The organism is Rhizobium sp. P38BS-XIX (assembly GCF_012641435.1).
Lineage (GTDB): Bacteria > Pseudomonadota > Alphaproteobacteria > Rhizobiales > Rhizobiaceae > Rhizobium.
The window spans coordinates 271,361-283,883 of record NZ_JABAIJ010000001.1 but is presented as its reverse complement, the minus strand read 5'-3'; the positions used below and the strand labels follow the sequence as shown (position 1 = coordinate 283,883).

The window sequence follows — 12,523 nt, the reverse complement described above, 5'->3', positions numbered from 1 at the left end:
TCATAAGGCAATGGGGCATCGCCCTATTGCTTATCTGCCGGCATCGATTGCACCTGATAAGCGGCCGCGACTTGCGGCCGTTCGTCGTTTGGCGCCGCCCACAAATTTAAGCCAACGATCATCGCGGCGAATATGGCAAATCCGATCGCCATGCGACGAATGATTTCGCCAGGATTTGACATCTGCAGGATCTCTTCGTCCGACAGGGTCTTCTTGTGCCAGTGATAAATGAGGGCTGCTTCGAGGTTGTACATGTCCGTTTCTCCTTTCGAGGTCACGGAACTTGTCGACCGGGCTCGGGCTTTTTCGACAGCACCGAAAATTTTTGTCATGCTGCGGTTGGGGATGTCGATTTGCATGAAGGCCATTCGTCCATGCCTGTCAGCAAATTGAAGAGGAGACGCTGCGATGAAATATCTCTGCCAAGTCTGGTTCGACGGCACGACGCTCAACGTCATGACAAAAGAGGAAAAGAACAAGCTGGATTCGGACTCTCTCGGCTATGACCAAGATCTGATGGCAAGCGGCCATATGATCCTTGCCGAAGCGCTGCAATCGCCAAAATCGGCGGTGACGGTGCGGGTTCGCAATGGGGAGACGGCGGTGACGGACGGTCCCTTTATCGAAACCAAGGAGTATCTCGGCGGCTTCATTCTGATCGAAGCTAAGGACCTCAACGACGCCATCCGCGTCGCCGCTGGCATCCCGCTCGCCAAGCTCGGTGCTATCGAGGTGCGGCCGATCCACAATTTCGGCCCAGACGCCTGAGGAGAACAGACATGAAGTTCCTTTGCCAGGTCTGGTTCGACGGCGCGATGCTTGCCGCGAGAACCAATGAGGAAAAACACAAACTCGGCGTGGATTCGCTCGGCTACGATCGAGATCTGATGGCGAGCGGCCATATGATCCATGCCGAGGCGCTGCAATCGCCAAAATCGGCGGTGACGGTGCGGATGCGCAATGGGGGGACGGAGGTGACGGACGGCCCCTTTATCGAAACCAAGGAACATCTCGGCGGCTTCATCCTGATCGAAGCCAAGGGCATGGACGAGGCGATCCGCGTTGCCGCCGGCATTCCGCTCGCCAAGCTCGGCGCTATCGAGGTGCGGCCGATCCACAATTTCGGCCCAGACGCCTGAGGAGAAGAGACATGAAGTTCCTTTGCCAGGTCTGGTTCGAGACCGCAGAAATCGCCAAGCTTTCCGAAGAGGAAGGCCGAAAGCTGACCCAGGATTCGATCGATAACGACAACCGGCTGCGCGAAAGTGGCCACCTCATCGTCGCCAATGCCCTGCGCGAACCGCATACGGCCAAGACCGTTCGAGTGCGTCAGGGCGAACCCACCGTCACCGACGGCCCCTTCGCCGAAATCAAGGAACATCTTGGCGGCTTCGTGCTGATCGAGGCGCAAGACATGAAGGAAGCGGCTGAAATCGCCGCGACTTTCCCCGTCGCACGCTACGGGATGATCGAGGTGCGGGCCACTTTCGATATCCGCTTTCCGAATGAATAGCTCCGGAGGAAAAACATGCGGTTTCTATGCCTGATCTACACGAACGTCGATGTCGACGGTCGATTGAACAAGAGCGAAATGAACCACCTGATCGGCGAGCATTTCGTCTTTGATAACGGCCTGCGACAGCATGGCACCCTGATCGCTTCGGATGCCCTGGCGCTTCGGGACAAGTCGATCGTCATCCGCCCGGACGGCGATACGTTCTCGGTCACCGATGGGCCTTTCGTGGAAACGAAGGAGCATATGGCTGGCTTCTACCTGATCGAGGCGCCCGACCTGGAGAGTGCGGCCGACATTGCCAAACGCATCCCCTCGGCACGCTACGGCGCCGTCGAAATCCGCCCGGTCCGCACCCTGACACTCAGCGGAGATCTGGCGGAGAACAGTTGAGGCCGTGTCGCTGAACCAGACCATCGAAGGTATCTATCGCAGCCATTCGCGCCGCGTGCTGGCTACGTTGATCCGTCTGCTCGGCGATTTCGACCGGGCCGAGGAAGCGCTCCACGATGCCTTTGCGGCTGCGGCCCAGCAATGGACGGAGGAGACGATGCCGGCCAATCCCTATGCCTGGCTCGTCTCCGCCGGACGCTTTCGCGCCATCGACCACATCAGACGCCGAACGCGGTTCGATGCGGCCCATTCGGATATCGCCGATAGCCTTTACCCGGAGGGAGAGGCGATGGAAGTCGCCGAGAACGAGGACATCGAAGACGACATGCTGCGACTGATCTTCACCTGCTGCCATCCGCTCATCGCCTCCGAGGCACGCATGGCGATGGCGCTGCGTGAAGTTTGTGGCCTGACGACGGAAGAAATCGCCCATGCTTTCCTGATCCCGGCACCGACCGTTGCACAGCGTATCGTGCGGGCCAAGAACCGCATCCGCGCTGCCAATATTCCCTATGAAGTCCCGGGCAAGACCGAACTGCCGGAGCGATTGGCCCAGGTGCTGCACGTGATCTATCTGGTTTTCAACGAGGGATATTCGGCCTCGTCAGGCTCTGCCATTGTGCGAGCCGATCTTGCGGCCGAGGCCATAAGGCTCGGCAGGCTCCTGCTGCAACTGCTGCCGGATTCGGAAGTGGAAGGTTTGCTGGCGATCATGCTGCTGCAGGATTCGCGCCGGCATGCGCGCACCGGTGCCGACGGCGATCTGGTGCTGCTTGCCGATCAGGATCGCGCATTGTGGGATCGCAATCAGATCCGCGAAGGCCTGGCGCTATCGGCACGCGCTATGTCGGCTGAAAGCGTCGGCAGCTATGCCCTGCAGGCTGCGATTGCCGCCGAACATGCCCGCGCCGTAACAGCTGACGATACGAACTGGCGGCAACTGGTCATGCTCTACGATCTGCTTCTGACGGCAAGCCCTTCTCCGGTGATCGAGCTCAACCGGGCCGTGGCGATCTCGATGCGCGATGGCCCGGCAGCGGCGCTTTCCATCGTCGATGGGCTGCTGCAAGAGGAGCGAATGGCGCGATATCACCTCACGCATGCGGCGAAAGCCGATTTCCTTCGGCAGCTCGCGCGATCGGACGAGGCGCGACAATCCTATCAAACGGCGCTTTCGCTCTGCCAGCAGGCGCCGGAACAGGCTTTCCTGCGCAAGCGACTGGCCGAACTCGACAACCAGAACCTGACTTAAGAACCTGCGACGCGTCTGCGCGACACGAGCAAGCCGATGGCTGTTCCCGTCAATGCCGAAACGACGATCAGCAGATGCGCATTGATACTGGCCTGTGCGAGATTCTCGATCGCGGCCTTTTCGCTCGAAGAACCGAAGGCCATGGCGCCGGCTGTGATGCCGGCCGGATAGGTTCCGACACCGCCCGGTGCATGCACGGGAAGGACAGACGACAGCTCGCCGCCGAGCGCGCCCCCGAAGCTCGCCGAAAGCGGGGCGACATTCATGAGGCCGAGCGCCCAGGCCAGAACCGCCACCTTCACCAGCCAATTGATAACGGTGGTCAGCCAGGCACGCGCAAAGGCGCTCGCATCGACCGGCAGTCCGCGCTCCAGTTCATGGACCAGCCCTTGCGCCTTCTTTGGCAGGATGCGGGCTGCAAGGCGGATGAGCGGTCGACGGGATGCAAAACCGACGACAGGGAGCAACAGGAAGACAGCCCACACGATCCAGGCCAGGATCCGATAGGGCGAAGCAAGCGCAAGACCGATGCCGGCCGCAGCCAGCAGCGCGTGCAGATCGAGGAGGCGCATGACGAGCAGTGCCGATGTCGCACGCGCCAGCGGAATGCCGAATTCCGAGCGCATCAGCACCGGGAAGCTGGTCTCGCCGGTGCGGAACGGCATCATGATGTTCAGCAGATTATGCACCTGCGTCACACGGAAGAGCGCGGCGAAATGGCCCGCCGTTTCCTTCGGGAAGTAATCGTAGATGCGCCAGGTGCGCAGGAAATACGTGCCGGTCAGGAGAACGAGCGCAAGGAGGATCGGCAAGGCTCCGACTTTGCTCCATTGCGCCAGGATCGAGCTCCAGCCCCAGAACCATTCGATGAAGGCGGCATACGCCACGACGACGGAGAGCGTCAGCAGCATCATTCGGTTGCGAATAAACCAATTCTGTCGGCTGGCAACCATCGGAGTCTTCATGTAGTTAGGGCCCCAAATGCGAGCGGAGGCTTCAGACCGGACTTCTCGCTCGTTTCGTCCGGCAGATACTGCCGGTCTTTTAGGAGAAACAAGTGTTGCAGACAACGGCAGAGTCGACCCTCCCCCAGGCCGATCCGGCAAGCCCTCTGGAGCTTTCGCTGGTCGTACCCGTCTTCAACGAGGAAGAAAGCGTCGGACCGCTCATCGAGCGTATCTGTTCAGCCATGACCAGCTTTACGAAATCCTGGGAGCTGATCCTGGTCGATGACGGCAGCACGGATGCCACGCTCGCCAACGCCCGCAGATCGCTCGGCCGTGATGGGCTGACGTTGCGCATCGTCGAACTGCAGCGCAATTTCGGTCAGACGGCCGCCATGCAAGCCGGCATCGATGCCGCCAGCGGCCGCCTCATCGCAACCATGGACGGCGACCTGCAGAACGACCCGAAGGACATTCCTTCAATGGTCGATGAGCTGGAACGCCGGCAGCTCGATCTGCTCGTCGGCTGGCGCAAGAACCGCCAGGACGGCCTCCTCCTGCGCAAGATCCCCTCCTGGTGCGCCAATTACCTGATCGGCCGCATCACAGGCGTGAAGCTGCACGATTATGGCTGCAGCCTGAAGATCTATCGCTCTTCCATCATCAAGCAGGTCAAGCTGATGGGCGAGATGCATCGCTTCATCCCGGCCTGGGTTGCCGGCGTTGTGCCGAGCTCGCGCATCGGCGAAGTTCCAGTCACCCATCATGCCCGCCAGCACGGCACATCGAAATATGGGATTTCGCGCACCTTCCGCGTCATCCTCGATCTGCTGTCGGTGATGTTCTTCATGCGCTACAAGGCGCGGCCGGGACATTTCTTCGGATCTTTGGGCCTTGGTCTCGGCGCGCTTGCGGCGCTGATCCTGCTCTGGCTCTTCATCGACAAGTTCATATTCGGTGACGATATCGGCAGCCGACCATTGCTTCTGGTGGGTATCGTGTTGTTGCTGTCGTCGGTTCAGATGATCACCACGGGCATTCTCGCCGAAATGATCGCCCGCATCTATTACCGCGACGACCTCTCGCCGAACTATATCGTCCGCAAGATATTCGACAGAGATCATCAGGATGCATAAATATCTGGTCCGCCGACCAGATGCCATAATCCCTCTGCTTGCCGGCTACTTCATTCTCGAGTTCGTTGTGCGCCTCATCCTGCCGCACGGGCTGCGCTATGACGAGTCGCAGCAGGCGCTGTTCTCCCAATGGCTGACCTTCGGCTACGATTCCCAGCCGCCGCTGTATAATTGGGTGCAGTCGCTCGTCATCTCGGCTTTCAGCCTGTCATTGGCGACCATCTCTAGCGTCAAGAACCTCTTCCTCTTCCTCGTTTACCTCAGCTATTACAGGCTTGCGCGGGAAGTGTTGACCGACAAGGTCTTTGCAGCGATCGCAACGCTTTCCTTGCTCACCATCCCGCAATTTTTCTGGGAAGCACAACGCGATCTCACGCATACGGTCGCGCAACTCCTCACCATCAACCTGTTTCTCTACGGCATCATTCGGACACTGAAGGCGCCGAGCTTAGGCTCCTATGCGTTCATGGGCGTCGCTCTCGGCCTCGGCATGCTGTCGAAATACAATTTCGCGCTGCTGGTGGCCGGCGCCTTTGTCGCAGTGCTCACACATCCGCAGGGCCGCGCCCGCGTCTTCGACAAGCGCTTCCTGCTGACGATCGCCATTTCGCTGGTGATCTTCCTGCCGCACGGCCTTTGGCTGATGGACAATCTCAAGCTTGCCTCCGGCCGCACGCTCGGGATCATGTCCGAGAACGCACCGACCGGTGCCTTTGCGAAACTCGTCAAGGGGCCGCTGAAATACATCAAGCTGATCCTCGTCATCAGCGCGCCGACGCTCATCGTCTACGCATTGGTATTCGGCAAGAGCCTGCTTAAAAACCTCAAGCAATCGAATGAGTGGACGCGCTTCTTCGAAGTTCTTCTGGCTGTCATCGGCATCATCGTGCTCGGGCTGATCCTGGCCATCGATATGACCGATCTGCGTGACCGCTGGCTGCTGCCGTTTCTTTTTCTTCTGCCGATCTATCTGTGCCTGAAGATGGAAGTGGCGGGCATTCGCGCGGCGGATTTCGGAAAGCGCTTCTTCTACGTACCGCTCGTGATGATGGTCGTCATTCCGGCGCTGCTGCTGTTTCGCGCCTTCTTCCCCATCCAGGCCGGCGCTTTCGAGCATTACAATACGCCCTATCCGGCTTTCGTGCGGCAGATCGTGGCGGCGGAAGGCAAGCGACCGGGCATGGTGATGACCGATGGCTGGCTGCCGGCGGGAAACATGCATCTTCAGCTTCCCGACGTGCCGACCATGTCGCGCTTCTTCCCCAATCTGAAGACCGCTTATGAGTGGAGCGCCAATCGGCCGATCCTGATCGTGTGGCGCAACGGCAAGGACAACGGCACCATGCCGGTCGCGCTGGCGGATTGGCTGCGCGACACGCTCGGCCCGCAATATGCGACACCGGACATCAAGCTTGCGGACGTGCAATATATCCATGGTCGTCCGGGCGACATGACGTCTTTCGCCTATACCTGGATTTATCCGAAGTAAGCTGACCGCCAGCGGCAAAAGCCGTTGGCGATTACGATCTCACCTCCGCCCAAACGGCATCGAGCGCGTTTCGCGCGATGCGGACCATGGTGTCCACCTCCTCATGGCTGATGACGAGCGGTGGCGAGGCCAGCATGCGATCGCCGGTGGCGCGCAGCACCAGGCCGTTTGCCAAGGCATGATTGCGCACGGCTGAGCCGATGGCATCGGGCTTTTCGAAGCGGCGGCGGGTGGATTTATCGGCAGCGAGCTGCAAGCCGCCCATCAGGCCGATGCTGACCGATTCGCCGACCATGTCGTGATCGGCAAGGCTGCCCCACGCCTTCGCGAAGTACGGGCCGATATCGTCGCGCACGCGCTCGACCAGCTTTTCCTCCTCGATGATGCGCAGATTTTCCAGAGCAGCGGCCGCGCAGACCGGGTGGCCGGAATAGGTGAAACCGTGATTGAACTCACCGACGTCGTTGATCAGCACATCGGCGATGCGATCGCTGACAAGCACGCCGCCGATCGGCAGATAGCCCGACGACAGTCCCTTGGCGATGGGCACCAGATCGGGCTCGACGCCGAAATGCTGATGGCCGAACCATGCGCCGAGACGACCGAAGCCGCAGATCACCTCGTCACAGACGAGCAGGATGTTCCTTGCCTTGCAGATGCGCGCGATCTCGGGCCAATAGGTGGACGGTGGGATGATGACGCCGCCGGCGCCCTGCACCGGCTCGGCCACGAAGGCCGCGACATTATCCTCGCCCAGCTCGTCGATCTTGGCTTCGAGCTCGCGCGCGATCTTTAGGCCGAACTCCCCCGGCGTGAGATCGCCACCCTCGACGTACCAATAAGGCTGGCCGATATGGACGACGCCCGGGATCGGCAAATCGCCCTGCTCGTGCATGTATTTCATGCCGCCCATGCTGGCGCCGGCAACCGTCGAACCGTGATAGCCGTTCTTGCGGGCAATGATGGCCTTCTTCGTCGGCTTGCCGACAGCACCCCAATAAACCCTTGCCATGCGAAACCAGGTATCGTTGGCCTCGGAGCCGGAATTTGTGAAGAAGACATGGTTGAACTGCGGTCCGGCATGGGTGCAGACCTTCTCGGCGAGAAGCGTGGCGGGTGTGGTCGTGGTGCCGAAAAAGGTGTTGTAATAGGGCAGTTCGTTCATCTGTCTGAAAACAGCGTCGGCAATTTCGGTGCGACCATAGCCGATGTTCACGCACCAGAGGCCGGCAAACCCATCCAGATACTTCCGTCCTTCCGCATCGAAAATATAAACCCCCTCGCCGCGCTGGATGACACGCGCACCATCCGCGTTCAGCTTATTCATGTCGGCAAAGGGATGAAGGTGATGAGCGGCATCGAGGGCGGCGAGATTCGAGCGGCTTGGCGTATCGGACATGATTTATTCGAACCCTCTTTGAATTGGTCTTGTCAGGCAAGTCCGTCAACGCCGCGACGCAGCTGGACTTGACTGCAAGCTATCTTGGTTTACGACCATGCCGTGAGCATGGGGGATTTACAAGAGCATGGCGGCCGACAACGCAACCGAAGGTAACGCGCGCATCGAGGTGCTGATCTCGGACATGAACGGCCGGCTCAGGGGCAAGCAGATCCCGATTGCTGCCGAAAAGAAGGTCTGGTCCGGCGGCGTGCGGCTGCCGACATCGACGCAATCGCTCGACATCTGGGGTGACGACAATGACGACATTACCGGCCTGTCGCTGACGATCGGTGATCCGGATGGAACCTGCGTTGCCGATGAGCGCACGCTCGCCGACATGCCCTGGGCGCCGGCGGGATCCAAGCAGGTGCTCGCCACCATGCACGAGCTCGATGGCAGCCCGAGCTTTCAGGATCCCCGCGCCATTCTTGCCGCCGTTGTCGATCGCTACAAGGCGCTCGGCCTGACGCCAGTCATTGCGACCGAGCTGGAGTTCTACCTGCTGGCTGGAGACTGGCGTGACCGGGGCACCCCCTCGCCGCCGCCAGCCCTGACCTATCAAGGCGAGCTGAACGGCTTTCAGCTCTACGACATGGACGCGGTCGATCTTCTTGATGATTACCTCGAGACGCTGCGTGCCTATGCAAGGGCACAGGGCCTGCCGGCAGATGCGACGACGGCGGAGTTCGGTCCCGGCCAGTTCGAGGTCAATCTGCTGCACCGCCCGGATGCATTGGTGGCTGCCGACGACTGCATCATGCTGAAGCGCGTAGCCGAGCAGGCAGCGCGCAAGCACGGCCTGAAATCCACCTGCATGGCAAAGCCCTATACCGATCATGCCGGCTCGGGCTTGCATGTCCATGCGAGCATCATCGACACCCAGGGCCGCAACGTTCTCGATGCGTTCGGCAGCGAGCCGAAGAAGCTGAAGTCTATCTGCGCAGGGCTGCTTCAGACCTTGCAGGACGCACAGCTGATCTTTGCGCCCTATGCCAACTCCTATCGCCGCTTCCAGCCGGGCTCTTTTGCCCCCGTCGACCTGACCTGGGGCTTTGGCCATCGCGGCACTGCCGTGCGCATTCCGGAAAAGGATGGGCCGGGCGCGCGCATCGAACATCGGGTCGCGGGCGCCGATGCGAACCCTTATTTGATGCTGGCGGCGATCCTTGGCGGCATGCTGCTCGGCCTGGAGAACGATCTGGATCCGGGCGAGGAAACGACGCCCGCGCATGTGCCGGCGGATGCCCCTCGACTGACACATGACTTCCTCACCGCAGTCGAGCGCTTCCGAGCCTCCGCTTTCATCGCCGACATCTTCGGGGAACGCTATCAAAAGCTTTACGGCGAGACCAAGCACAAGGAAGCAATCCGCTATCTGCGCAGCGTTTCAGATTTCGACTATCGGACGTATCTGCCCCGACTTTGAGCGGGTCAAATGGCAACGCTATCGATGGCCCCCTCGCGCTCGACGACGGCAGCGGTTCCCTGACGAACCATGACCTTGAGTTCGCCGGGATGTACTCTCAGCGTCACATCACGCTCGAGCGGCAATAATTCGCCATCCATGACGCAATTGGCGTGACGGTACAGCTTCGGGAAATACAGATGAACCTGCGCGGCATGCATGACCATGACGTCGGTATTCTCGCGGAAACGGCCGCGCAGCATATCGACGGCGAGACGGGCCACACCGAGCGGCTTCAAGGGCTTTGCGGTGTAAAATCCCAGTTCGCCGGTTCGCAGACTATCGGCATAAAGTAGCGCGTTCGCGCCGAATGGATTGTTGGAGACGGAGATCGCCGAAACATGACGGCGTTCGCGAATGTCGCCAGCCTCGAAATCGACATCGAACTCCGGCGGATTGGCAATGACACCGAAGGCAGCCCGGGTGCTGGCAGACATTTTTCCGATGCGCGAGCGGTAGGTGTAGCTATTTCGATAGCGCACCATGCGCGCATGCAGGCCTGCCGAGAACTGATGCACGAAGGCGCGGCCATTGGCGCTGCCGATATCGACCTGATCCACTTCGCCGGTCGCAAGCACGCTCAGCGACTCCCAGATATCGAGCGGCAATCTCAGGGAACGGGCAAAAAGGTTCATCGTGCCTGCGGGAATAACGCCCAGGGCGACACCGCTCTTCCAGGCGATGGCGGACGCCGCTGAGATCGTCCCGTCGCCACCGCCAGCGACAATGCCATCGATGTCATCCCGGCGCGCGGCGCGCTCCATCGCCGATACGACATCCTTGCCTGCGACAACCAGCGCCTCGAAATCATGGCCGGCATCGCGAAAAATCCGCTCTGCCGCCTGCTCATAGGCGACCATATCCGTCGTACGGAAGGTACCGCCATCGCGATTGAAAAAGCCGATCAATTTCATTGGGGCTCTCGGTTTTTCCGCAAATTGTATTTCGATGGGAGCCATAACCCCCGGCGCTTTATCTCAGATGGTCCCACCGCAAGCGATTTCAAGCATGACGGGCGCAAACACGGCACAGAAGCTCGTAGCACGTATGCATCATTCGACATGCTGCGCTGCAAAAAATGCACGCGACAGAAGTATCCGGGTCATCGATACTCTTATTTGAGGCATGTCCATGCCATCCCAGTCCAATATTTCAAAATGCAGCGCCGAGTACCGCGTCAGGGGCTCGTCGTGTGATTCGCGGTGCTTCGACATGATGGCCGCCCAGGAGTTTTCGTGAGCGATATTGCCGTCGATGTCCTTGATACCCAAAGCGTTCTCGAAGCGCCTTCGCGTACTGCCATTGCGCTTGTGACGGTGGCGTTGGCCGTCGGTAGTTTCGGCATCGGCACCGGCGAATTCGTTATCATGGGTCTCCTGCCCAACGTGGCCGAGACCTTCGGCGTTACGACGCCGGAAGCGGGACATGTGATCAGCGCCTATGCGCTCGGCGTCGTTGTCGGCGCACCGATCATTGCCGTTCTCGCCGCCAAGATGGCGCGCCGCACACTGCTTCTCCTGATGATGGCAATTTTTGCCGCCGGCAATATTTCCAGCGCGTTTGCGCCGACGTTCGAAAGCTTTACCGCTCTGCGCTTCATCACCGGCCTGCCGCATGGCGCCTATTTCGGCGTTGCGGCACTCGTAGCCGCCTCCATGGTGCCGGCGCACCGCCGTGTGCGCGCAGTCGGTCAGGTCATGCTCGGCCTGACGATCGCCACTCTCATCGGCACGCCGATCGCCACCTTCCTCGGGCAGGTCCTGAATTGGCGCGCCGCCTTTATGATGGTTGGCGGCATCGGGCTTGCGGCCATGCTGCTGATCGCCCTCTTCCTGCCGCGAGACAGGGTCGAAGAAGGCGCAAGCATCACGCGCGAACTGGGCGCGCTAAAGCGGATCCAGATCTGGCTGACCCTCGGCATCGCGGCCGTCGGGTTCGGCGGCATGTTCTCAATCTTCAGCTATGTCGCCACGACGACCACCGACGTCGCGGGCCTCGGCACCGCGATGGTGCCAGTCGTGCTTGCGCTCTTCGGCATCGGCATGAATGTCGGCAACATCGTCGGCTCCCGCCTCGGCGACCTTTCGATCAAGGGTACGATCGGTGGCATGATGATCTTCAACATCATCATCATGACGCTGTTTTCGCTGACGGCGGCAAACCCGGTCATGCTGTGCGTCTGCGTGTTTCTGATCGGCTGCGGTTTCGCCGCTTGTCCCGCCGTGCAGACCCGGCTGATGGACGTGGCTGCGGATGCGCAGACTTTGGCCGCGGCCTCCAATCACTCCGCCTTCAACATTGCCAACGCTCTCGGCGCCTGGCTTGGCGGTCTGGTGATTTCCTGGGGCTTCACCGCGGCCGCCACGGGCTATGTCGGCGCGGTTCTTTCCGTTGGCGGCCTTATCGTCTTTGCAATTTCAGTTGGCCTGGAGCGCCGCACCGGCCACGCATGACGCTGCGGGCGCAACCAGCTCCTGCTTGCCGTTGTGGCAAAATACATTCTCCTCGCCCCATACGGCCATCGCCTGGATGATCGGCCGCAGGCTCGTTCCAAGCGGCGTGAGCGCATATTCGACGTGCGGCGGCACGACCGGAAAGACGGTGCGTGACAGTAGCCCGGATTCCTCAAGCTCACGCAGCTGCTTTGTCAGCATGCGCTGCGTCACCGAGGGCAGCTTGCGGCGGATTTCGTTGAAGCGCAGCGTTCCCTCCATCAGATGAAACAGGATCACGCCCTTCCACTTGCCGTCGAGCAGGCTCAACGTCGCCTCGACCGGACATCCCGGAAAATTCTGAACCAGCTTGGAGCGGGGAACCGACATCGACAGTATCCTTTTTGTACCTACGTACAGAAATTGTGCATTCTTGCGCCATTCAAGGATAATGCGCA

Annotated in this window: 14 protein-coding genes; 9 read left to right on the top strand and 5 right to left on the bottom strand. The window is 60.3% G+C overall.

The genetic code is table 11. From position 1 onward, the window contains the following. Positions 1-23: 23 nt before the first annotated feature. Positions 24-359 carry a hypothetical protein gene (locus HGP17_RS01375; protein ID WP_246703940.1) on the bottom strand — a complete coding sequence of 112 codons (336 nt, stop codon included), beginning with the start codon at positions 357-359 and terminating at the stop codon, positions 24-26. A gap of 49 nt (positions 360-408) precedes the next feature. Between HGP17_RS01375 and HGP17_RS01370 the strand changes: the two genes are divergently transcribed. Genes HGP17_RS01370 through HGP17_RS01350 form a run of 5 tightly spaced genes read left to right on the top strand, consistent with a single transcriptional unit; the run spans position 409 to position 3,158 of the window. Next, entirely contained in the window at positions 409-768 is a 360-nt protein-coding gene (locus HGP17_RS01370; RefSeq protein ID WP_168805257.1) for a YciI family protein, read from the top strand. 11 nt (positions 769-779) lie between these two features. Next, complete coding sequence (locus HGP17_RS01365; protein WP_168805255.1) at positions 780-1,139, top strand: YciI family protein; 360 nt, start codon at positions 780-782, stop codon at positions 1,137-1,139. A gap of 11 nt (positions 1,140-1,150) precedes the next feature. Next, on the top strand, positions 1,151-1,513 hold the full coding sequence (locus HGP17_RS01360) for a YciI family protein (protein WP_168805253.1): 363 nt from the start codon (positions 1,151-1,153) through the stop codon (positions 1,511-1,513). A 15-nt stretch (positions 1,514-1,528) separates the two neighbouring features. Next, complete coding sequence (locus HGP17_RS01355; protein WP_168805251.1) at positions 1,529-1,906, top strand: YciI family protein; 378 nt, start codon at positions 1,529-1,531, stop codon at positions 1,904-1,906. Positions 1,907-1,916: 10 nt separating this feature from the next. Continuing rightward, positions 1,917-3,158, top strand: coding sequence for an RNA polymerase sigma factor (locus tag HGP17_RS01350; protein WP_168808028.1), 1,242 nt, complete (start codon positions 1,917-1,919; stop codon positions 3,156-3,158). On the opposite strand, the gene HGP17_RS01345 is transcribed toward HGP17_RS01350, so the two are convergent. Beyond that, positions 3,155-4,123, bottom strand: a complete 969-nt coding sequence (locus tag HGP17_RS01345) for a lysylphosphatidylglycerol synthase domain-containing protein (protein ID WP_168805249.1) — start codon at positions 4,121-4,123, stop codon at positions 3,155-3,157. The two genes, HGP17_RS01350 and HGP17_RS01345, sit on opposite strands and share 4 nt — an antisense overlap. A gap of 95 nt (positions 4,124-4,218) precedes the next feature. Between HGP17_RS01345 and HGP17_RS01340 the strand changes: the two genes are divergently transcribed. Then, positions 4,219-5,238 carry a glycosyltransferase family 2 protein gene (locus HGP17_RS01340; protein WP_168808026.1) on the top strand — a complete coding sequence of 340 codons (1,020 nt, stop codon included), beginning with the start codon at positions 4,219-4,221 and terminating at the stop codon, positions 5,236-5,238. Then, positions 5,231-6,727 carry a glycosyltransferase family 39 protein gene (locus tag HGP17_RS01335; RefSeq protein WP_168805246.1) on the top strand — a complete coding sequence of 499 codons (1,497 nt, stop codon included), beginning with the start codon at positions 5,231-5,233 and terminating at the stop codon, positions 6,725-6,727. Before HGP17_RS01340 ends, HGP17_RS01335 begins: the two co-directional genes overlap by 8 nt. A 31-nt stretch (positions 6,728-6,758) precedes the next feature. Here HGP17_RS01335 and HGP17_RS01330 read toward each other — a convergent pair whose 3' ends face one another. Further along, complete coding sequence (locus HGP17_RS01330) at positions 6,759-8,126, bottom strand: aspartate aminotransferase family protein (RefSeq protein WP_168805244.1); 1,368 nt, start codon at positions 8,124-8,126, stop codon at positions 6,759-6,761. 127 nt (positions 8,127-8,253) lie between these two features. Between HGP17_RS01330 and HGP17_RS01325 the strand changes: the two genes are divergently transcribed. Continuing rightward, positions 8,254-9,594, top strand: a complete 1,341-nt coding sequence (locus HGP17_RS01325) for a glutamine synthetase family protein (protein ID WP_168805242.1) — start codon at positions 8,254-8,256, stop codon at positions 9,592-9,594. Between the two features lie 5 nt (positions 9,595-9,599). Here the strand turns inward: HGP17_RS01325 and HGP17_RS01320 are convergent, their stop codons facing one another. Beyond that, positions 9,600-10,547: a diacylglycerol kinase family protein gene (locus HGP17_RS01320; protein WP_168805240.1), complete on the bottom strand. Its 948-nt coding sequence runs from the start codon at positions 10,545-10,547 to the stop codon at positions 9,600-9,602. 330 nt (positions 10,548-10,877) lie between these two features. Between HGP17_RS01320 and HGP17_RS01315 the strand changes: the two genes are divergently transcribed. Then, on the top strand, positions 10,878-12,086 hold the full coding sequence (locus HGP17_RS01315) for an MFS transporter (protein WP_348648900.1): 1,209 nt from the start codon (positions 10,878-10,880) through the stop codon (positions 12,084-12,086). On the opposite strand, the gene HGP17_RS01310 is transcribed toward HGP17_RS01315, so the two are convergent. Further along, positions 12,051-12,455: a helix-turn-helix domain-containing protein gene (locus HGP17_RS01310; protein WP_168805236.1), complete on the bottom strand. Its 405-nt coding sequence runs from the start codon at positions 12,453-12,455 to the stop codon at positions 12,051-12,053. The two genes, HGP17_RS01315 and HGP17_RS01310, sit on opposite strands and share 36 nt — an antisense overlap. Positions 12,456-12,523 lie beyond the last annotated feature (68 nt).